This is a genomic window from Paenibacillus sp. FW101-FHT12H11 (genome assembly GCF_058790355.1).
On the sequence record NZ_JBYTCO010000007.1, the window covers coordinates 157,919 to 180,050 of the forward strand.

Sequence of the window (22,132 nt, forward strand, 5' to 3'; positions counted from 1 at the left end):
AATCTAATGAGAGTCAAGGATTTGTTCGTTCTTATAGGCATTATTGCTATTGTTTTAATGATGATTGTACCAGTTCCAATCCCTTTGTTGGATTTTCTTCTAATAATTAATATCTCTATTGCTTTAATGATTATCTTGGTTGCCATGAACACGCAAGAAGCTTTGCAATTTTCTATTTTCCCTTCTCTGCTTTTGATCACTACGTTGTTTCGGTTAGCGCTAAACGTGTCTACAACGCGAAATATTTTGTCTCATGCAGAAGCAGGCGACGTGGTCAGAACTTTTGGTTCTTTCGTAGCGCAAGGAAATATCGTCGTAGGATTTGTCGTATTCCTTATCCTTGTCTTAGTTCAATTCATCGTAATTACCAAAGGTTCTGAGCGCGTTGCCGAGGTTGCGGCTAGATTTACGCTCGATGCGATGCCGGGTAAACAAATGAGTATCGACGCGGATTTAAATGCCGGGTTGATTAATGAGGTTCAAGCCAGGGAGCGTAGGCAGAAGATTGAACGAGAAGCAGATTTCTACGGAGCCATGGATGGTGCCAGCAAATTCGTAAAAGGGGATGCTATTGCTGGTATTGTCATTTTGGTCATCAATTTAATTGGTGGCTTTATCATTGGGATGACAATGAAAGGCATGGATTTCTCCGAAGCCCTACAAACCTTCTCAATTCTAACGATTGGGGATGGACTCGTTTCACAAATTCCAGCACTACTGATTTCAACAGCAGCTGGTATTATCGTGACAAGAGCGTCTTCAGAAGGAAACTTGGGTCATGATGTGACCAAGCAGCTAACTTCACAACCTAAACTACTTTATATTGTTGCAGGTACGCTAGTGATGTTGGGGATTTTTACACCGATTCATTGGTTTACGACTTTTCCGATTGCCGGATTGTTGGTTTTCGCCGGATACAAAATGCAAAAGAACTTGGAACGAGAAGCCATCAAAGAAGAACAATTGGTGGAAGAGCAGCAAATCGAGGAAGTTCGAAGTCCCGAAAGTGTTATCTCCTTACTGCAAGTCGATCCAATTGAATTTGAATTTGGTTACGGCTTAATTCCACTCGCGGATACACAGCAAGGTGGAGATTTACTTGACCGGATTATATTAATTCGTAGGCAATGTGCACTTGAATTAGGGGTAGTCGTACCAGTCATTCGCATACGTGACAATATTCAACTGCGCCCGAACGAGTATATCATCAAAATTAAAGGCAATACGGTGGCACGCGGCGAACTACTCCTTAATCACTATCTGGCCATGAGCCCGGGAATTGATGATGATTCAATTTCTGGTATTGAAACAACAGAGCCTGCTTTTGGATTGCCTGCCATCTGGATTGATGAAGTGACGAAAGAGCGAGCCGAGTTATCCGGATACACGGTTGTTGATCCTCCTTCTGTAGTAGCTACTCATCTTACAGAAGTTATTAAGAAACACACACATGAGCTTCTTGGACGCCAAGAAACGAAAGCGCTCATCGACAATGTTCGTGAATCTTATCCTGCGCTTGTGGATGATCTTATCCCTTCCGTATTGTCGATTGGTGATGTTCAAAAAGTGTTGGCTAAGCTGCTTAAGGAGAAAATCTCCGTTCGCGACTTGGTTACTATTCTAGAGACACTTGCCGATTATGGATCTTACACGAAAGACCCTGAGATCTTGACGGAATATGTCAGACAATCATTATCCAGACAGATTACGCAGCAATTCACGTCACTGGGGGATTCACTGAAAGTCATTACAGTTGGCCCGTCAGTAGAAAAGAAAATTGCTGATTCCGTACAGCAGTCCGATCAGGGAAGTTATTTGGCGCTCGACCCGTCCTCATCCCAAATTATTTATCATCGCGTAAGCGAACAGGTAAGCAAATTAATTCAATCCGGGCAACAGCCTGTTATTTTAACCTCTCCAACGATTCGTATGTACTTAAGACAACTGCTTGAAAGAACGCTGCAAGATATTCCCGTTTTATCATACAGCGAACTAGAGCCTAGCGTAGAAATTCAGAGCATGGGGGTAGTCAATTTATGAGAGTAAAAAGATATGTTGTTGATTCCATGCCTGATGCGTTGCAGAAAATTCGCACTGATTTAGGGAAGGATGCAGTGATTCTTAACACCAAAGAAATTCGCACAGGCGGATTTCTTGGTATGTTTGGCAAGAAAAAGATAGAAGTCATAGCTGCTATTGATAATACGAATTCGAATGCAGCACCGATTTCACCCAAGGTGACACCACAACTTCAGCAACAGAAGCAGCAGCCAGTGATTTCTCACGTGTATGCCGCAAAGTCTCAGCCTCATCAGTCCGATTTTCCGGAAGTTCCGGATGTACTCGTGAATGTTTCAGCAGTAAATGAACCTATTGCTGCAAAATTTAGTGCAGATGCACCATCAACTTTTACTCAAACGCCGCAACAAACCTATACACCTGCATCGGTTAATGCGCCTAATAAGATCAGCTACCAAAAGGATGAGCAGCTTATTGAGGAACTTAAACAGATGAAAGAAATGATGAAGAAGTTAACACAAGCTTCGGATGTGTTCGCGCTCCCTGAGCCTCTTCAAAAACTTGAACAGCGATTAAGTGATCAAGAAGTAGACCCGAAGCTAATACGTCAAATTATGGATGAGACTATCTCTGATTTTCAACTAGCCGATGAGCCGGTGACAGAAGAAAGTGCGTTACAACTGGTGAAAGCTAAGCTGGGTCAAGTTTTTCAGTCCGACCATGGCAAGAAAATTTCACCGAATACGCGTGTTGTTCATTTTGTGGGGCCGACCGGAGTCGGTAAGACAACTACGATTGCGAAGTTGGCTGCTGAACAAGTACTGAAATATCAACGCAAGGTTGGTTTTATTACTTCAGATACTTACCGTATTGCGGCTATCGAACAATTAAAAACGTATGCCACCATTTTGAACGTTCCATTAGAAGTTGTGTTTTCCCCGCAAGATTTAATAAAAGCATTTCAAAATTTAGCGGATTGTGATGTTATTTTCATGGATACAGCCGGTCGCAATTTTCGTAATGAAATGTACGTCTCGGAGCTCAATTCATTGCTCAAGACACAAGGCAGCAGCGAGACGATCCTCGTGCTTAGCTTAACAACGAAATACAGAGATATGAAGGCAATTACGAACAACTTTAACAAATTTAAGCTGGATAAAGTCATTTTCACCAAAATGGATGAAACGGATTCTTACGGAGCTATTGTTAATATTGTTCATGAGTTCTCCCTTCAGATCTCGTATGTGACCAATGGTCAGAGCGTGCCGGATGACATTACGGAATTGGATGAGCGGCAAATCATTGATTTGTTATTGGAGGAACCTAGAGCATGAAGGATCAAGCAGAAGGGTTACGGAACCTGGTTCAAATTCAGAATGATAAAGGCACAAAAACGACCAGGATTATTACCGTGACTAGCGGAAAGGGCGGCGTAGGGAAATCGAATGTTACGCTGAACTTTGCTTTAGCGCTTCAGTCCCAAGGTTATAAGGTTCTTGTTTTTGATGCCGACTTAGGGCTTGCCAATATTGATGTGCTGATGGGCATTTCCTCTAAGTACAATTTGTATCATTTGTTGAAAAAGGAAAAAACCATTTGGGAAATCATCCAAAAAGGTTCGAATGATTTAGATTTCATTGCAGGCGGCTCTGGTTTCAACGATCTGCTTCGTTTAACGGAAGACGAGCTGGATTACTTTGCCGAGCAAGTTATGCAGCTTAACGGTTATGTGGATTTCATCATTTTTGACACAGGTGCTGGTTTGTCAAAAGAAACATTGAAATTCATTCTGGCGGCTGAGGAAACTTTCGTAGTAACGACCCCAGAACCAACTTCCATTACGGATGCTTATGCCATCATCAAAATGGTTAATTCGATGGGCCACGATGTGTCCTTTAAGTTAATCATAAACCGGGTTACGGATCGAAAAGAAGGCAAGCAAACTGCGGACAAAATCGCTTTGGTGGCCAAACAATTCTTAGGCATCCAGATTCCTACACTAGGCTTTGTGGAAGATGATGCTTCTGTGTCAAAAGCTGTCAAAAGGCAAGTTCCCTTTACCATTGCTTTCCCAAACTCGCTCGCAGCTAGAAGCTTGCAGTCGCTTGTAGTCGATTATATCAAAGGTTATCACGTCGTTGATACTTCTTCACCCGGTGTCAAGGGTTTCTTGAATAAAATGATGCGACTTTTGAAATAGGAATTTCGCGAGTTATGTCGAATTAGCTCATAAAGGGAGGGGAACACCATGGCACAATATAACATACTAGTTGTAGATGACTCCGTCTTTATGCGAAAAATAATTAGCGATCTGATTTCAGATAATCCTCAGTATAACATCATTGGAACAGCCAAAAACGGACAAGAAGCGATTGAGCAAGTGAAGCTTTTACGACCTGATGCCGTCACAATGGATGTAGAAATGCCTGTGATGAACGGGTTGGATGCCCTGCAGCGGATTATGGCGGAGCAGCCAACTCCGGTTATCATGATAAGCTCTTTAACTGAGGAAGGGGCCGCAGAAACGATTAAAGCGCTTGAATGGGGTGCTGTCGACTTTATTCGAAAGCCATCGGGTTCGATCTCATTGGACTTATATAAAGTGAAGCAGCTGCTGCACGAAAAGCTGCAAATGGCTGTTCGAACCAAGTTGAGATCATTTCAGCCCATTCAGCAACCAACCGTGGCAGCTAGAAGTAATTTAACACCACTTCAAGTTAATAAAGTCAGTACGCTGAAGCAATTAGATGCAAAAAAAACAATTACAGAGTGTTCACCGAAATTTGAGCATCTTGTTGCAATTGGAACTTCTACGGGCGGGCCACGAGCCTTGCACCAAGTGATCTCCAATATCCCGGCAGGGTTTCCTGCTCCAATCCTGATTGTCCAACATATGCCGCCTAATTTCACGAAGTCATTAGCTCAGCGTTTGAACGACATCTCTCAGATTCAAGTTGTAGAAGCAGCAGAGGGGGATGTTCTCAAAACGGCAACGGCTTATGTTGCTCCGGGAGGTTGGCATATGATTGTATACAAAGATTTTAATCATACATACAAAATTAAATTAACAAAAGAAGATCCTCGTTCTGGCCACCGTCCTTCGGTGGATGCCCTCTTTGAGTCCTTGCTTGGCCTGAATGAGTTGAAGAGGCACATCGTCCTGATGACGGGGATGGGTAGCGATGGCGCCAGAGGAATGCTTTCTTTAAGGCAATCGGGTGCGGAAACAACCATTGCGGAGTCTGAAGAAACGTGTGTAGTTTATGGCATGCCTCGGGCTGCCGTAGAGATGCAAGCGGCTATGCATGTACTTCCGCAGCATGGTATTGCTGCCCGCTTGACGCAATGTGTACTTCCTTGATTGATGGAACAATGCAAGCAAGTTACTTAAAGATCCTATTGGAGGTGTGTGGTTTTGGAACTTAGTCAATATTTATCCATGTTTATCGATGAGTCGAAAGAACACTTGCAATCTTTGAATGAGAACTTACTAAGTTTAGAAAGCAACCCTCAAGATATTAGCATTGTACATAATATTTTTCGTTCTGCACATACGTTGAAGGGCATGTCTGCAACAATGGGATTTGAGGATATTGCATCTCTCACGCATGAAATGGAAAACGTTTTGGATATGGTTCGCAACAGTAAAATCGAAATGAATTCTTTCATTTTTGACTGTATTTTTAAAAGTTTAGACTCCTTAGAGTCTATGGTAGAAGACATTATCCAAGGTGGCACAGGAAAAGCGGATGTTACTCCGATTGTCGTATCTCTGAGGTCCATTGTGACTGGAGAATACAAAACAGCTTCAACAACCGTTGTTGCGGCAGTTAAGGAACCTGCTAAAGGCATTGAAGTAGACGAATTTCAATTTTCCATTCTTCAGCAATCCATTGATGCGGGTTTTCTTGTTTTCTACGTAGAAGTTAACGTCAATGAGAACTGTGTACTAAAAGCCGCGCGTGCCTATATGGTTTTTGATGCATTGGAAAGAATGGGTGAGATCGTCAAAGCGACGCCATCTGTGCAAGAGATCGAGCAAGAGAAATTCGATCGCTCATTCTCGCTCTATTTTATATCGAAAGTTGATCACGCAACCCTAGAAAAAGAAATTCTTAATGTTTCAGAGATTGAATCTGCTGTAATTATTACAGTTGATTCTGAGTCATTAGTAGAATTATCACGTCCTCGCAGTGAAGTTGAGGCAGCAAGGCAAGAAATCGCTGCTGCTGTAGCAGCTGTAGAGGCACCAACTCCGGTTGTTGCTGTTGCGAGTACTCCGATTGCGGCAGAACCAGTGGCAGCAGCAGCTAAACCGGCAGCTGGCGGAGCACCTGTTGCAAGCCGTACAATTCGCGTTGATATTGAGCGTCTTGACGCATTAATGAATCTTTTTAGCGAGTTGCTGATTGACCGTGTACGTTTAGAACAACTGGCGAGTGAAGTTAAGCGCAATGATTTAACAGAAACCGTCGAACACATGTCTAGAGTAAGCAGCGACTTGCAAAATATTGTGCTTAAACTTCGCATGGTGCCGGTAGACTCTGTATTCAACCGTTTCCCGCGGATGATCAGAGATCTGGCGAAATCACTAGATAAGAAAGTAGATTTAGTGATTACAGGTGCGGAGACGGAGTTAGACCGTACTGTTATCGATGAGATTGGCGACCCGCTTGTCCACTTGCTGCGTAACGCAGTAGATCATGGTATTGAGTCAATCAGTGATCGTTTAGCTGTAGGGAAAAGCGAACATGGAACGATCCAACTTCGTGCCTTCCATAGCGGCAATCATGTATTTATCGAAATTGAAGAAGATGGAAGAGGCATTTATAGAGAGAAAGTATTAAAAACAGCACTGAAAAATGGACTTGTTACTGCTGAGCAAGCTGCAAAGCTGACGGATAAGGAAGTTTACAACCTATTGTTCGCCTCAGGCTTCAGTACTGCCGAAAAAATTTCTGATATTTCCGGTCGCGGCGTAGGACTTGATGTCGTGAAAACCAAAATTCAAATGCTTGGCGGACATGTGCAAGTGGATTCGAAGCCCGGCATAGGAAGTAAATTTTCTGTTCAGCTTCCGCTTACACTTTCTATTATTTCGGCTATGTTAGTACGGCTTGGCAGCGAGAAATATGCGATTCCGTTATCCTCTATCGTGGAAACTTCTGCGATTCAGAAGAGTCAAATTCGCAACATCCATGGCAACAAAATGGTGGATTACCGCAAATCCGTTATTCCTCTCGTATCTTTGAGCACATTGTTTGAAGTGCCGGATTTCAATGAGGATCTGGAAGAGGAAACCGAAATTGTGGTTGTTCGCAAAGGGGACAAGCAAGTTGCTTTGATGGTTGATGAATTTATCGGCCAACAAGAGATTGTTCTCAAAACATTAGGTAAGTATTTAACAGGACTATTTGCGATCTCAGGTGCTACGATTCTTGGAGATGGGCAAGTGGCTTTGATTATTGATCCAAACGCATTGATTAAATAACTACATAATTTTAAGGAGGATCTTACAATGGGAGAAGAAAAAAAAGTAATCGTCTTCGCACTTGGATCGGAAGAGTATGGCGTGGAAGTCGAGAAAGTCAGAACGATTGAAAGAATGCAGCCAATGACACGTGTCCCCAAAGCACCTGAATTCGTTAAAGGTGTGATTAATCTTCGTGGTGTAGTCATTCCGATTATCAATCTGCGCTCACGTTTTGGACTTGAAGAGCAAGCGATTTCCGATGCTTCTCGAATTATCATCGTGTCAGCAGGCGAGTTTGAAGTGGGATTAATCGTAGATTCAGCTAATGACGTGATTGATCTGGATACGGATAACATTGATACTCCACCTGAAATTGTTGGCGGAATCAAAGCGAAATATCTGGATGGAATAGCTCGTGTTGGTGAGGAAAGATTGCTAGTGCTGCTTAATTTAGAGCAGGTTTTAAATCGCGACGAAATTTTACAGTTAGAAAGATTAGGGGACTAACTTGTGGACGTTTTTAGTCAGTTGGCAGATTTTCAAATGGATGTTCTCAAGGAAGTTGGCAATATAGGTGCGGGGCATGCGGCTACCGCCCTATCTACACTATTGGACAAACCGATCGATATGCTTGTACCCAAAGTCAGGATGCTTCCTTTTGAAGAAATTTGTGAAAGTGTTGGCGGGGCTGAGACGGTTGTTCTGGCCATTTTCTTACGAGTAGAAGGAGACGCTCCAGGGAATATGTTCTTTATCCTTAATTTGGATGCCGCCAAGAATATACTGCGGGATCTGATTGGCTTGAAAATTGAGGATCAAGAAGAATATTCGGAGCTGGAGCTATCTGCTTTAAACGAAATAGGCAATATTCTTGCCGGATCCTATCTTTCTTCTCTTGCTGATTTTACTAACTTGAACATGCAGCCTACAGTCCCAGCATTAGCGATCGATATGGCAGGTGCCATATTAAGTTATGGTTTATTGCAATTTGGTCAAATGGGAGATCAGGCTCTCCTCATTGACACCAAATTTTTGGAAGGGGAAAGTGAAGTACAAGGGCATTTCTTCCTAATTCCTGATCCGGAATCGTTTGGCAAAATATTTTCGGCATTAGGAGTAGATTCTTCATGACCCAAGATAATTTGATTAAAGTAGGCATGGCTGACTTGAATGTTGCTCACCTGACAGGTGTGTTGAAAACAACAGGTCTAGGCTCATGCGTAGGGGTTACGCTTTATGATAGCCGCGCGAAAGTAGCGGGAATGGCGCATGTCATGTTGCCATCCTCAGAAATCGCCCGGGAAGGTTCGTTAAACATTGCGAAATATGCGGACACCGCCATTCCTGAGTTAATCTCCCGAATGGAGCAGCTCGGAGCTAGTGTTAGTAAGCTTGAGGCTAAGCTTGCCGGCGGTGCCCAAATGTTTGCATTCGCAGGAAATAATGATACGATGAGAATTGGCCCGAGAAATGTTGAATCCTGTAAAGAAATGTTGAATAAATACAGAATTCCAATTCGTGCGGAGGATACGGGAGCGAATTACGGCCGAACGATAGAGTTTAATAGTGAAACCGGTATTCTAGTCATTCGAAGTGTTCAATTAGGAGTGAAAGAAATTTAATGATGATGGGTACCATTCGACTAAATTTTATTGTGGCAGGGTTGGCAGGTTTATTAACTTTTGGCTTATCGATTGGCAATAATTTATTGCTAACTTCCTGTCTGAAAACGGTATACAGTTTTCTAATATTATTTATTCTTACTTTTGGTTTTCGCTGGGTGCTAGGGCTGATGATTGGGGCTGAACACGCGGTAGCCCACCCACAACATACGAATTTGACATCAGATTCATCCGTCGGTCAAACGTTGGATCTGACGACTCCAGACGAAGATGAAGAAACGCGAGAACTGTTAAAAGCTAGCTTGGGCAATAATCATGCGCCGTCATCAGCTGACATGCAATTTTCACCACTGAATCCACCTAAGTTAGTCACCAAGAATAATCTGAACCCTGAACAACTGGCTGGTGCCTTAAGGCGAATGTCAGAAGACTAAGGATGGTGAAACGTAAATCATGATCGAACAAAAGCAATCACAACTAGCGAATTTCGACTTATGGAAGCAGTGGAAAGAGGAAGGCTGGGTTCCCGCTAAGCAGGCATTGATTGAGAGTTACTTGCCTTTAGTCGATTATGTTTCAGGACGTCTCGCCATAGGACTACCTAAAAGCGTCTCGAAAGAAGACCTGTCCAGCTATGGCGTGATGGGTCTTATTGATGCCGTAGAGAAATTTGATTATGCACGCGGTCTACAATTTGAAACTTACGCATCTTGGCGAATCCGTGGCTCCATTATTGATGGCCTTAGGCAAGGAGATTGGGTCCCGCGCTCAGTTCGAGAAAAGGCCAAAAAGGTTGAAGATGCTTATCAAAAGCTTGAACAACAGTATCTTCGTTCTGTAACTGATGCCGAGATTAGCGCATACTTGCAGGTCAGTGAGCAGGATTTCCAACAGATGCTTCAAGATATCTCTATTACGACAGTGTGTTCGATCGATGATCCAATTCGAGAAGAAGATTCGGAAACGCGGCTCTCATTGCTTATCGATGAAAAAGCGAAAAATCCGGAGTTTCAAGTGAATGAGTTTTATTTGAAAGACTCGCTTGCCAAAGCTATTGAACGTTTGACAGAGAAGGAACGTACTGTGGTTTCGTTATTTTATTTCGAGGAACTCTCTTTAAGTGAAATCGCCGAAGTTATGAGTTTATCTCCTTCACGCATTTCGCAACTACATTCGAAAGCGATTCTTCGTTTAAAGGGCGTACTTAGCCGGTTTAAGAATCAGCTATTCCAGGATACATAACATAAACTTGCTAAAGTTGAAGGGTGGAATTCCATGCTTGAGAGGAACATGCCTTTAGATTATTACATCAGTATTTCCATCTCGGATGATAAATTGTCTGCATTTTTACTTATAAATAATATGGATGATACTTTTAAAGTAACAGAAGCTGAATTAGAAGAATTAGCTCAGAAAAACCGTATTATACATGGTTTGAATCGACAACTGCTAGCTCAAATAGCTGCAAACTCTAAATCTTTTTATCAACAAAAAGTAGTTATCGCTGTTGGGACGAAGGCAGAGCCAGGTGCTAACGGCTATATTTCTTATACGTTTGATTTGGATGAGAATGACAAAAAACCTCAAGAGCTGGATGACGGCAGGGTAAACTATAAAGAAGTAGTATCCTTAAATAATGTGAAAAAAGGCCAGCTGATCGGACAGCGTTTTTTAGCTACCGAAGGTACCCCGGGACGTGCAGTGACCGGTGAGACGCTTTTTAGTAAAGCTGGGAAAGAAGCTCGTTTTAAAATTGGTAAGAATGTAATTGCAGACGCCGAACAAAAGGGGCTATATGCCCTGATTGACGGAATGGTTGTAAAAACAGATCGAGATAAGATCAATGTTTTTCCAGTGTATGAAGTGAATGGTGATGTAGATTATCATATTGGAAATATTGATTTTATCGGCACAGTTGTTGTCCGTGGCAATGTGTTGCCAGGTTTTAAAATCCGTGCTGCCGGCGATATTCGTATAACTGGGGGCGTAGAAGCTGCAGAGCTTGAAGCGGATGGTTCTATCGAGATAAATGCCGGTATTGTAGGTCAAAATAAAGCTTTTGTTAAAGCTGGAAAAAATGTAAAGAGCTCTTTTATTCAAGATGCCACCGTTGAAGTATTAGGGGAATTAAAAGTTTCTCAGAGTATTATGCATTCAACCATTCGAGCCGGTAAAGCAGTTAATTGTAATGGAGCTAAGGGACTCATTGTTGGAGGCACCATACAAGCTGGAGAACGTGTGACAGCACGTACAATTGGAAACTCGATGTCAACCACAACGGTCATTGAAGTAGGGGTTTTGCCGGAACTCCGTAATGAAATGATTCATTTGCGAACTCAGCTGAGAGTTTTTATGGAGAATATGGACAAAACAGAAAAAGCCCTTTCTTTGCTGGATTCATTGGCTGCTGCCGGTCAACTCACTCCCGATAAACTTGCGATGCGTGTTAAATTGAATCATACCAAAAGACAAGGTATCGAAGAGCAGAATACGATCAAGGAACGTATTCTTGAGATCGAAAAATCATTGGAAGATTCCGAACAAGCGAAAGTTGAAGTTTTGTCCACTGTTTACGGGGGCACTAAGATTGTGATTGGGCGTTATACGAAATTCATCAAAGACTCGACGAATCGAATGACGTTCCGTTTGCATGAGGGTGATATTTCAATGAGTGCTTATGTGTGAGTGAAGGAGTGAGTAAGCGATGAGTTTTAAAGCCATCGATTTACAGTTCGCTGTACACAAGAACGATGAGGCGGGAATTCGTCAGAATCAACTGATGCAGAAACCGCGGCAAGATGAAACGATCTTAGAAAATCAGGCGGCACAATCAACTGAAAAAGATCGTCAACGCAGCAGTAAGCTTGAAGAAAGCGCCAGGACGGATATCAATGGTCAAGGCGGTCAGAAGCAGCATATGGCGGAAAGGAAGCCCAGGAGCAAAAAACCTTCGTCGTCATCAGATTCTTTAGAACATGAACATCAACCGAATCATCCGTACAAAGGGCATCATATTGATTTATCCTTATAAGGCGTTATCTCATTTAAAGAAAAAGGTGAACTTAAGTGGCTATGCAGCCGTGGATGTATGTCGTACTTTTAGGATTGGTCGTGATCGTTTATGCACGTTTTCTGCCTAAGGAACAAATGGCTGCTTCCGGCAAGATGACAGTCGTTCAAGAAATTGAGGAAACGATAGAACACTTTGCCGCAGAGATGGATGAGCAAAATCAATCGCTGCTGGATCTTTTTTCGAAGACGAAACAAGATTACGAGGTTGAACTCGCGAAGCTGGCAGGCAGGCTTGAAACCCTGGAGAAGCAGAAACATGAGCTTTCTCAAGAATTGACCAAAGTGCATTTCAAAGATCAAGGAAACTCAGCTGCAATATCTACGATTGATTTAGAGGTCGGGCAACAGGCTGCCGCGGGAGAACCCCTAACTTTGGTTGAAGAATCCGTTGTTGATGAAGAAGAACCGGTTTATACAGGCTTGAGCATGAAAAGCCGATATTCAGAGCTATTTTCTCTACACGATCAAGGAAAAGGCGTTGAAGCTATCGCTAAGAAATTAGGAATGAATAAAGGCGAGGTTAGTTTGATCTTGCAGCTTTCCCGACAGGAGGAGATGACCCGTGCTTAAAAATCGTTCGTATCTTTTAGGAATTGGGACTGGGATCATCGTCGGGGCCTTATTGCTCCAAGTGATGTCCGTTCGGGCAAGCGCACCGGGTAAATCGGGCTTAGCTCTTGACGAAATGGATCCTCAGAAGTTGAAAGAGGAAGCCGCTAAATACTATCAAGTTTTTGATTTAGGCACTAAAATGTATACGCAAGCGGAAGTGGATTCTTCAGTTCAAAAAAAGGTGAAAGAAGAAACGGACAAGCTAGCTGCAGCTAAGCCTCAAGATCAGCTTAAAACGGAGACCGTTGTTAGAACGGTTGTTTATGTACAGCCAAATCTTGATGCAACCGCTGTTGGCGAGCTTCTCGTGAAATCCGGTCTGATTACAGACCGCAAAGCATTTGCCGCTGAACTCCAAAAGCAAGGCGGAAACACCAAATTGCAAGTTGGCTTTCACGTGTTTGAAGGGCAATTGGATATGCAGCAGGTTGTGTCGAATCTCATAACATCCCAGTAGTAGACGCTCAAATTGATCTTTATTTTGAGGTCTTTTTTTATTGAAACATGCCTATTATCAGGGGAAAATACGAAATCGACAAAAGGTTGCATAGGGATTTGAGTTGTGGTATATTTATTCACGGTGTTAAAAACTCACGTCAGTCAATTTGTATATTGGTGCTTACTTTGGTAAGTTTTATACAAAGATGCGACAGGCGGCGGATACCAAATAAACCATTTTAGAGGAGGGATTGGGGATGGCAGTTATCTCCATGAAACAGCTTTTAGAAGCTGGCGTACATTTCGGTCACCAAACACGTCGTTGGAACCCGAAAATGGACAAGTACATTTTCACAGAAAGAAACGGAATTTACATTATCGATCTACAAAAAACGGTTAAAAAAGTTGAGGAAGCTTACAACTTCGTTAAATCCGTATCTGAAGATAATGGTACAATCCTTTTCGTAGGAACTAAAAAACAAGCTCAAGATTCCGTTGCTGAAGAAGCAGAACGTTGCGGAATGTACTTCATCAACCAACGTTGGTTGGGGGGTACGCTTACTAACTTCCAAACGATTCAAAAACGTATTGACCGTTTGAAAACTCTTGAAAGATGGGAAGAGGACGGTACATTCGAAGTTCTACCTAAGAAAGAAGTTATCATTCTCCGTAAAGAGAAAGAGCGTCTTGAGAAATTCTTGGGCGGAATCAAAAACATGAAATCCCTGCCTAGCGCACTATTCATTATCGATCCACGTAAAGAGCGTATTGCTGTTGCAGAAGCTCGTAAATTGGGTATCCCAATCGTTGGTATCGTTGATACAAACTGTGATCCGGACGAGATCGACTACGTGATCCCAGGTAACGATGATGCGATTCGTGCAGTTAAATTGCTTACAGCGAAAATTGCTGACGCAGTAATCGAAGCACACCAAGGCGAACAAACAACAGCTTAATTTATAGGAATGGGAAAAGGGTGGTTGGAAGGTGTAACAGCCTGTCACCACCCTTTTTTTAAAGTAAGCAAAGGCGTTACATATCAAACCACAAACGGGAGGTTTCTTTCAATGGCAGTTACAGCAGCACAAGTGAAAGAATTACGTGAAAAAACAGGCGCAGGTATGTTGGATTGCAAAAAAGCGCTTGAAGAAGCAAATGGTGATATCACAAAAGCTGGTGAATTGCTTCGCGAGAAAGGTCTTTCCGCGGCAGCTAACAAAGCAGGTCGTATCGCTACTGAAGGCGCAGTAGAGTCTTACATTCACGCTGGAGGTAAAGTTGGTGTTCTGGTTGAGATCAACTGTGAAACTGACTTCGTAGGTAAAACAGAGCAATTCAGAACTTTCTGCAAAGATATCGCAATGCACATCGCAGCGGCTAACCCTTCTTATGTTCGTCGTGAAGAAGTGCCAACAGAAGCTTTGGAGAAAGAAAAAGAAATTCTTCGCAACCAAGCGCTTAATGAAGGCAAACCAGAAAAAATCATTGAAAAAATGGTTGAAGGCCGTATTGGCAAATACTACGAAGAGTTCTGCTTAATGGAGCAACAATTCGTTAAAGATCCAGACAAAACAATCGATCAATTGTTGAACGAGAAAATTGCTGCAATCGGCGAAAACATCTCGATTCGTCGTTTCGTACGTTTTGGTCTTGGTGAAGGTCTTGAGAAAAAACAAGAAAACTTCGCTGAAGAAGTTATGTCCCAAGTTAAACTATAATAGCTCTTTCAAAAAGATGGAACACTTGGTGTTCCTTCTTTTTTAGCCAATAAGTTTGTTTATGCATGGAAACGGAGGTTATATAAGTTGGGTCAACCTTTTTATAAAAGAATAGTGCTCAAATTGAGCGGCGAAGCTCTGGCAGGACAGCAAGGGTACGGCATTGATTCAGAAGTCATTACCTCCATCGCCCAGCAAGTGAAAGACGTTGTTGAATTGAACGTGGAAGTCGCTATCGTAGTAGGTGGCGGTAACATATGGCGTGGAATCGCCGGCAGTGAAAAAGGCATGGATCGTGCAACAGCAGACTATATGGGGATGCTTGCGACCGTCATGAATTCCTTGGCCCTGCAGGATGCATTGGAAAATATTGATGTGCCAACAAGAGTTCAGTCTTCCATTACGATGCAGCAAGTAGCTGAACCTTATATTCGTAGAAAAGCAATTCGTCACTTGGAAAAGGCGAGAGTTGTTATCTTCGCAGCAGGTACAGGGAATCCATACTTCTCAACAGATACGACAGCAGCTTTGAGAGCAGCTGAAATTGAAGCGGAAGTTATTCTCATGGCCAAAAATAAAGTGGATGGCGTTTACTCCGCAGATCCATTCAAAGATCCAACAGCTAAGAAATTCGAAACGTTGACGTATATGGAAGTTATCAGTAATAATTTAGGTGTCATGGACTCCACCGCTTCTTCCCTATGTATGGATAACAACATCCCGTTGGTGGTGTTCAACATTACAGAAAAAGGGAATATCAAACGAGTGGTCCTTGGCGAGAAAATTGGGACTACAGTTAAAGGGAGTGTCTAATCGATGCCACAAGCAGTGAAAAAGAACGCAGAAGACCGGATGGATAAAGCCATCGGCGCACTGAAAAGAGACTTGACTACACTTCGTGCAGGTCGTGCTACGCCTTCTTTGTTGGATCGTATTCAAGTAGAATATTACGGAGCAATGACACCGGTGAATCAACTTGCGAATTTAACAACGCCTGATTCACGTACTTTGCTTATTCAACCATGGGACAAAAGCTCCATGTCCTCGATAGAGAAAGCAATCATGAAGTCTGACTTAGGACTGACACCATCCAATGATGGAACTGTTATTCGTATTGTCATTCCTGCTCTAACCGAAGAGCGTCGTACGGATCTCGTTAAAATGACGAAAAAATTCGGCGAAGAAGCCAAAGTAGCGATTCGCAATATTCGTCGCGATGCGAACGATGAGATCAAAAAGCTTGAAAAAGCAGGGATCTCTGAAGATGAGTCGCGTAAACATCAGGAAGACATCCAGAAGTTTACGGATAAATTCGTAGCTGAAGTTGAAAAAGTTTTGGCTGCTAAAGAAAGAGAAATCATGGAAGTATAAGATAGATATGCCCCCGGGTAGTCGCTGGGGGTTTTTCATCTTTCCCTAGTTGGGAGGAACAACAGTGCTCAAGCGATTTAAGCAATGGTTTGGAATAAAAGATCAGCAAGCATCTACAGCTAGACCAGAAATTGAATTGGACAAAGTGCCAGCGCATGTCGCTATCATTATGGACGGAAATGGCCGCTGGGCAAAACAAAGAGGCTTGCCGCGTGTAGCCGGGCACCATTCCGGCATGAAGAATGTTAAGAAAATTACGATGGCAGCTAATGAGATCGGTGTTAAAGTATTGACGATGTATGCTTTTTCAACAGAAAATTGGAAGAGGCCCAAGGAAGAAGTGGAATTTCTAATGAAGCTTCCCCAAGAGTTTTTTCCTTTGGAAATTGAAGAGCTGATCGAGAATAATGTCCGTATCCGCATGACAGGTTGGAAGGATGGTTTGCCTGACTATACGCTAAACGCGATAGAGGGCGCTATCGAACGGACGAAAAATAATACAGGACTCATTTTGAACTTTGCCTTAAACTATGGTGGACGTAAAGAAATGATTGCTGGTGTGCAGGATATGATTCGTGATGTTCAAAGCGGCAAGCTGCAGACCGAAGAGCTGGACGAGACTCGTTTTTCATCGTATATGCTTACTTCAGATCTACCAGATCCCGATTTGTTAATTCGCACGAGCGGTGAGTTGAGACTTAGCAATTTTCTGTTGTGGCAATTGGCTTATTCAGAGCTTTGGTTTACTGAGGCTTATTGGCCGGAGTTTACAGAATCTTTATTTTTGCAGGCCATCGCGGAATACCAACGCCGTGGGAGAAGATACGGAGGGCTGTAAGAGATCCTTTCGATTTCTCCTAAACGGTACGGTTGTTTAACGAATTCCTGCCGGATTTGAAGTTGTTCATCTAGGAGGATTCAACTTGAAACAAAGGATCGTCACAGGCGTTATCGCTGGGCTCGTTTTTATTACGTTATTAGTTTTAGGTGGTTACTGGTATGCCGGATTAATCGTTTTGCTCTCGATTCTTGGTTACCGCGAATATTTGCAGATGAATGGCTACATGAAGTATAAGTTAACAAGCGCTGTTGGATTAATTGCACTGTTGTACATAACAATACCTTGGAAATTCGTCGGAATCACTTCTCCAATTTCTACAAGTGCGATCATCTGGTTTGCTATGTTTATTCTTCTATTTATAACGGTAGCTTCGAAAAATAAAATTACCATCGATCAGGTTTCGGTCATATTGTTAGGCGTTGTCTATATTGCTTTTGGCTTCTATTATATGATTGCAGCACGTTTAGCGGAGCATGGCTTGTTTTGGACAATCCTTGTTTTCGTTTGTATATGGGCCTCCGATTCAGGCGCCTATTTCGTTGGCTCCAAACTGGGCAAAAATCTTCTGTGGCCGCAAATTAGCCCTAAGAAATCAATTGAAGGCGCTATAGGCGGCGTTGTCATCTCGATGATCGCGGCGTTCATATTCGCTTGGTTTGCTCCGGATTTACTCGGTTTTGGCAAAGCGCTGGCTCTTGGTTTTATTATTGCTGTTGTTGGACAAGTAGGGGACTTGATTCAGTCTGCCTATAAGCGTGTTAAAGGAATCAAAGATACGGGAACATTACTCCCCGGTCACGGCGGTGTGCTGGATCGGATGGATAGTTGGCTAATTGTGTTTCCATTTGTTTATTTGATCGGAATAATACCTATGTAATTGTCATGGGCGAGGTGCTTAGTCATGAAACGGATTGCCATTTTAGGATCAACGGGGTCTATCGGTACACAGACCTTAGACATCATTCAACACGCCCCAGAGAAATTTCAAGTTGAAGCTATATCTGGTGGATATAATACAAAGTTATTGATCGAGCAAGTGAACCAGTTTAAACCGAAACTCGTCTCCGTTGCAACGAAGGAGTTGGCGCATGAGGTTCAGCTGAACGTGCCGGCAGGGACGAAGATTGTATATGGTGAAGAAGGCCTAATTGAAGTAGCCGCGGCGACAGAAGCTGATTTAGTTGTTACTGCACTGGTAGGAAGTCAAGGTTTAAAACCCACCCTTGCTGCCATTGATGCTGGTAAACACATCGGTCTTGCCAACAAGGAAACTTTAGTGAGTGCAGGGCACATTGTAACCGAAGCTGTACGTAAAAAAGGTGTCGCTGTATTGCCTATTGATAGTGAGCATTCAGCGATTTATCAATGTTTAAATGGCGAGAACATTGCGCAGGTTTCCAAAATTACGATAACAGCATCCGGTGGTTCTTTCCGTGATCGTACTCGCGCAGAGTTAGAAGGCGTTACAGTTGAACAAGCTCTACAGCATCCGAATTGGTCGATGGGAGCAAAGATTACAATCGATTCAGCCACGATGGTGAATAAAGGTTTTGAGGTCATTGAGGCGCACTGGTTATTCGACCTTTCCTATGATCAAATTGATGTGTTGATTCATCCGGAAAGTGTCATTCACTCCTATGTTGAGTTTGTTGACAACAGCATTATTGCTCAGCTAGGAAATCCGGACATGCGCGTGCCAATTCAATATGCCTTAACGTATCCTGACAGATTCGTGACACCGACCAAGAAGCTTGATCTGGCTGCAATTGGCAAACTGCACTTCCGCGAAATGGATTATACCAGGTATCCATGTTTGCGAATGGCATATGAGAGCGGAAGACAAGGTGGAACGACACCGACGGTTTTCAATGCTGCCAATGAGATTGCCGTAGCTCGTTTCCTCAAAGGGGAAATTACGTTTTTACAAATCGAGCAAGTCATTGAAGCAGCTCTTCAAAAGCATGAGTCATATGCCAATCCTTCGCTGGAGCTCATACATGAACAGGACCTGTGGGCTAGATCGTATGCGGAGTTTATTCAATTTTAATGTGTTAAGAGCTTAAGTCAGTGAGTGTGGCTCGGCTCTTTTTTTCTCTGGTTGCAGGTACGTCTAATTCATTCTCCATTGCCGTATACTGTGCTAAACAGGCATAGCTTGTATTCAGCGGTTCAATAATGGTAATCTAAGAACATGCTGTCCATGAAGGAGGAAATACGACTTGTCAGCCATAGAAGTTGGATTGAAAGTTATCTTGATGTTTTTCATTCTTGTATCGATTCATGAATGGGGTCATTTTTACTTTGCAAAACGCGCAGGCATCTTAGTTAGAGAGTTTGCCATCGGTTTTGGACCCAAGATTTTCTCATATAAAAAAGGGGAAACTCGGTATACGCTTCGCTTACTGCCCATCGGCGGTTTTGTTCGTATGGCCGGAGAAGATCCGGAAATTGTTCAAGTGAACCCTGGACAAACCATTGCTATTAAATTAAATAAACAAAATGAAGTGTCCTCCCTTTTTCTCGATCAATTAGACCGTCGCTCCAATGTCATTTTGGGTGTTGTGGAACATATTGATCTTGAAAGAACACTTCAAGTTTCACTCGATGTGGATGGAGAAAGAGTAACCTATCCCGTCGACCGAGAAGCGATGATGGTTACCAAGGGAGTTGAAACACAGATTGCACCGTATGATCGGCAATTCGGATCGAAAACCGTTGGTAAGCGGGCGATTGCGATTGTAATGGGACCTGTGATGAACTTTCTTTTGGCGATCGTGTTATTCTTAATCGTTGCCATCATGTCCGGTGTCTTTACGAATGTAAAGCTGGATTCCGTGCTTGCGGGTAAGGCAGGAGAGAAGGCCGGGTTGCAAAAAGGCGATATTATCATTTCGATAGATAATCAGCCGATTGGCAGCGACCGCGAGAAGTTGGTAACGACGATTCAATCATCAGCTGGAAAGCCAATGACTTGGGTCATTGACCGTTCAGGGAATCCGCTGACTCTGCAAGTAACACCAGAAACGGAAGCCGGATCAGGCAAACTAGGTGTTGTGATCTCAGGAGACCGGAGAAGTGCTTCATTTAGTGAAGTAATAACTGGAACCTATGAGCAAGTTGTTGGGACAACAATCGGAATCGTAACGGGTCTGCAGAAGCTAGTGATGCTGCAATTTAAACTTGATGATTTAGGCGGTCCGGTTAGAACAGCTCAAGTTTCTGCCCAATTTGCGCAAATGGGAATCACTGTTTTTCTCTCGTGGATGGCTACATTAAGTTTATATCTTGGGATATTTAATCTTCTGCCGATCCCTGCTTTGGATGGAAGCAGATTATTGTTCATGGGACTGGAGGCGCTTCGGGGCAAGCCAATTGATCCGAATCGTGAGAGTATGGTTCATTTTGTTGGGTTTGCGCTGCTTATGCTGCTTATGGTAGCTGTAACGTATAATGATATTTTACGTTTAATTAAGGGATAGTTCTAATGATCTAGGAGGGTTTATGTCAAACGATAAGCAGTTTGTAAAAGAGATTACACCACAGGGAGAAGATTTCTCCCGTTGGTACATAGATGTGATCAAAAAAGCGGATCTGATGAGCTACTCTCCGGTACGCGGATGTATCGTGTTTAAGCCGGACGGCTACGAAATTTGGGAAAACATTCAACGCGAATTGGACAGCAAGTTCAAAGAAACAGGACATCGGAACGCTTATTTTCCTTTATTTATCCCAGAGAGCTTTTTCCAAAAGGAAAAAGAGCATGTAGAGGGCTTTAATCCGGAACTGCCTTGGGTTACAGAAGCAGGCGGGGAGAAGCTGGAAGAACGTTTGGCGATTCGCCCTACATCCGAAACGATGATTGGACATATGTACTCCGAATGGATCAACTCCTACCGCGATCTGCCTTTGCTGATTAATCAATGGGCGAATGTGGTTCGTTGGGAGAAACGTACGTTGCCATTCCTTCGTACAACTGAATTCCTATGGCAAGAAGGGCACACGGCACATGAGGATGAGCAGGATGCACGCCGTGAAACGATGCAAATGTTAGACGTGTATCGTCAATTTGCGGAAGATTTCTTGGCTATTCCGGTCATTGTTGGCCAGAAAACGCCTTCTGAGAAATTCGCTGGGGCAATTGATACTTTCTCGATTGAAGCGATGATGAAAGACGGAAAAGCTGTACAAGCCGGCACCTCTCACTACTTGGGTACGAATTTCGCTGTTGCTTTTGATATCAAATTCCTGGATCGCGAGAATCAGCATCAATTTGCGCACACCACATCATGGGGCGTAAGTACGCGTCTAATCGGGGCGCTGATCATGGTTCATGGAGATGACAGAGGTTTGGTTCTTCCGCCAAAAGTCGCTCCAACGCAAGTTATCATGATTCCAATCGGTCCTCCAAAAACGCGGGATCAAGTCATTGCACGGGTAGACGAGTTGTACGCTGATCTTAAAAAAGCAGGTGTCCGCGTGAAAGTGGACGATCGCGCTGATCAAAGCCCTGGCTGGAAATTCAATGAATATGAAATGCGCGGCGTACCGATTCGTGTTGAATTGGGACCACGTGATATGGAGAACGGGCAGGTTGTTCTTGTCTCCCGAGTAAGTGGAGAGAAGAAAACCGTGCAACAAGCGAATTTTGTCGAAGAAGTTCAAAATTTACTTGCTGAGATTCATCAGCAGATGTATGATAAAGCCAAGCAGTTCCGTGACGAGCATTACATTGCCGTGGATTCTATCGATGAATTCAAAACTTTCCTGGAAACAAAACGTGGTTTTGCTTTAGCTGGATGGTGCGGCTCCAATGCATGCGAGGAACAGGTGAAGCAAGAAACAGGTGCGACAAGCCGTAATATTCCTTTCACACCTACAGAAACGAAGTCAACATGTTTGGTTTGCGGCGATGCTGCGAAACATACGGTCGTATTTGGCCGCAGTTACTAATTACTACAATAAGGGC

The 22,132-nt window shown here is 43.2% G+C and carries 23 protein-coding genes; all 23 read left to right on the forward strand.

The window, feature by feature from the left end:
• Window positions 1-6 precede the first annotated feature (6 nt).
• The 23 genes from flhA to proS all read left to right on the forward strand — a co-directional run bounded on the left by flhA (window position 7) and on the right by proS (window position 22,116).
• Window positions 7-2,040 carry a flagellar biosynthesis protein FlhA gene (gene flhA, locus AC3WTJ_RS23220; protein WP_492523845.1) on the forward strand — a complete coding sequence of 678 codons (2,034 nt, stop codon included), beginning with the start codon at window positions 7-9 and terminating at the stop codon, window positions 2,038-2,040.
• Entirely contained in the window at window positions 2,037-3,353 is a 1,317-nt protein-coding gene (gene flhF / locus AC3WTJ_RS23225) for a flagellar biosynthesis GTPase FlhF (RefSeq protein WP_492523846.1), read from the forward strand. The genes flhA and flhF overlap by 4 nt, the downstream gene beginning before the upstream one ends.
• The gene (locus AC3WTJ_RS23230; protein ID WP_407867743.1) at window positions 3,350-4,219 is read left to right on the forward strand and encodes a MinD/ParA family protein; all 870 of its coding nucleotides are present in this window, start codon (window positions 3,350-3,352) and stop codon (window positions 4,217-4,219) included. The genes flhF and AC3WTJ_RS23230 overlap by 4 nt, the downstream gene beginning before the upstream one ends.
• Window positions 4,220-4,267: 48 nt before the next feature.
• Entirely contained in the window at window positions 4,268-5,380 is a 1,113-nt protein-coding gene (locus tag AC3WTJ_RS23235) for a protein-glutamate methylesterase/protein-glutamine glutaminase (protein WP_492523847.1), read from the forward strand.
• A 54-nt stretch (window positions 5,381-5,434) separates the two neighbouring features.
• Window positions 5,435-7,510 carry a chemotaxis protein CheW gene (locus tag AC3WTJ_RS23240; protein ID WP_492523848.1) on the forward strand — a complete coding sequence of 692 codons (2,076 nt, stop codon included), beginning with the start codon at window positions 5,435-5,437 and terminating at the stop codon, window positions 7,508-7,510.
• A gap of 27 nt (window positions 7,511-7,537) precedes the next feature.
• Window positions 7,538-7,999 (forward strand): chemotaxis protein CheW, encoded by a 462-nt coding sequence (locus tag AC3WTJ_RS23245; protein ID WP_157321214.1) that lies wholly within the window; start codon window positions 7,538-7,540, stop codon window positions 7,997-7,999.
• 36 nt (window positions 8,000-8,035) lie between these two features.
• Window positions 8,036-8,623: a chemotaxis protein CheC gene (locus AC3WTJ_RS23250; protein WP_157322246.1), complete on the forward strand. Its 588-nt coding sequence runs from the start codon at window positions 8,036-8,038 to the stop codon at window positions 8,621-8,623.
• Entirely contained in the window at window positions 8,620-9,114 is a 495-nt protein-coding gene (locus AC3WTJ_RS23255) for a chemotaxis protein CheD (protein WP_407867739.1), read from the forward strand. Before AC3WTJ_RS23250 ends, AC3WTJ_RS23255 begins: the two co-directional genes overlap by 4 nt.
• A complete protein-coding gene (locus tag AC3WTJ_RS23260) occupies window positions 9,114-9,548 on the forward strand; it encodes a hypothetical protein (RefSeq protein ID WP_492523849.1) in 435 nt (144 codons plus the stop codon). Before AC3WTJ_RS23255 ends, AC3WTJ_RS23260 begins: the two co-directional genes overlap by 1 nt.
• Window positions 9,549-9,567: 19 nt before the next feature.
• Entirely contained in the window at window positions 9,568-10,356 is a 789-nt protein-coding gene (locus tag AC3WTJ_RS23265; protein WP_127451031.1) for a FliA/WhiG family RNA polymerase sigma factor, read from the forward strand.
• 33 nt (window positions 10,357-10,389) lie between these two features.
• Window positions 10,390-11,799 (forward strand): flagellar assembly protein A, encoded by a 1,410-nt coding sequence (locus AC3WTJ_RS23270; RefSeq protein WP_492523850.1) that lies wholly within the window; start codon window positions 10,390-10,392, stop codon window positions 11,797-11,799.
• Between the two features lie 19 nt (window positions 11,800-11,818).
• On the forward strand, window positions 11,819-12,145 hold the full coding sequence (locus AC3WTJ_RS23275) for a hypothetical protein (protein WP_492523851.1): 327 nt from the start codon (window positions 11,819-11,821) through the stop codon (window positions 12,143-12,145).
• A 41-nt stretch (window positions 12,146-12,186) separates the two neighbouring features.
• On the forward strand, window positions 12,187-12,756 hold the full coding sequence (locus AC3WTJ_RS23280) for a hypothetical protein (protein WP_492524033.1): 570 nt from the start codon (window positions 12,187-12,189) through the stop codon (window positions 12,754-12,756).
• The gene (locus tag AC3WTJ_RS23285; RefSeq protein ID WP_492523852.1) at window positions 12,749-13,255 is read left to right on the forward strand and encodes a hypothetical protein; all 507 of its coding nucleotides are present in this window, start codon (window positions 12,749-12,751) and stop codon (window positions 13,253-13,255) included. Before AC3WTJ_RS23280 ends, AC3WTJ_RS23285 begins: the two co-directional genes overlap by 8 nt.
• 238 nt (window positions 13,256-13,493) lie before the next feature.
• Window positions 13,494-14,192, forward strand: a complete 699-nt coding sequence (gene rpsB / locus AC3WTJ_RS23290; protein WP_127451023.1) for a 30S ribosomal protein S2 — start codon at window positions 13,494-13,496, stop codon at window positions 14,190-14,192.
• Between the two features lie 111 nt (window positions 14,193-14,303).
• Window positions 14,304-14,954 carry a translation elongation factor Ts gene (gene tsf, locus AC3WTJ_RS23295; protein ID WP_157321198.1) on the forward strand — a complete coding sequence of 217 codons (651 nt, stop codon included), beginning with the start codon at window positions 14,304-14,306 and terminating at the stop codon, window positions 14,952-14,954.
• Between the two features lie 87 nt (window positions 14,955-15,041).
• Entirely contained in the window at window positions 15,042-15,767 is a 726-nt protein-coding gene (pyrH, locus tag AC3WTJ_RS23300) for a UMP kinase (RefSeq protein ID WP_127451020.1), read from the forward strand.
• Between the two features lie 3 nt (window positions 15,768-15,770).
• Window positions 15,771-16,325 (forward strand): ribosome recycling factor, encoded by a 555-nt coding sequence (gene frr, locus AC3WTJ_RS23305; protein ID WP_492523853.1) that lies wholly within the window; start codon window positions 15,771-15,773, stop codon window positions 16,323-16,325.
• Window positions 16,326-16,389: 64 nt separating this feature from the next.
• Window positions 16,390-17,163 (forward strand): undecaprenyl pyrophosphate synthase, encoded by a 774-nt coding sequence (gene uppS / locus AC3WTJ_RS23310; RefSeq protein ID WP_492523854.1) that lies wholly within the window; start codon window positions 16,390-16,392, stop codon window positions 17,161-17,163.
• An 85-nt stretch (window positions 17,164-17,248) separates the two neighbouring features.
• Window positions 17,249-18,043 (forward strand): phosphatidate cytidylyltransferase, encoded by a 795-nt coding sequence (locus AC3WTJ_RS23315; RefSeq protein WP_157321193.1) that lies wholly within the window; start codon window positions 17,249-17,251, stop codon window positions 18,041-18,043.
• A 24-nt stretch (window positions 18,044-18,067) separates the two neighbouring features.
• A complete protein-coding gene (locus tag AC3WTJ_RS23320; RefSeq protein ID WP_492523855.1) occupies window positions 18,068-19,213 on the forward strand; it encodes a 1-deoxy-D-xylulose-5-phosphate reductoisomerase in 1,146 nt (381 codons plus the stop codon).
• Window positions 19,214-19,385: 172 nt separating this feature from the next.
• Window positions 19,386-20,645 carry an RIP metalloprotease RseP gene (gene rseP / locus AC3WTJ_RS23325; protein ID WP_407867731.1) on the forward strand — a complete coding sequence of 420 codons (1,260 nt, stop codon included), beginning with the start codon at window positions 19,386-19,388 and terminating at the stop codon, window positions 20,643-20,645.
• A gap of 22 nt (window positions 20,646-20,667) precedes the next feature.
• On the forward strand, window positions 20,668-22,116 hold the full coding sequence (gene proS, locus AC3WTJ_RS23330; RefSeq protein ID WP_407867730.1) for a proline--tRNA ligase: 1,449 nt from the start codon (window positions 20,668-20,670) through the stop codon (window positions 22,114-22,116).
• The last annotated feature ends 16 nt before the right edge of the window (window positions 22,117-22,132 follow it).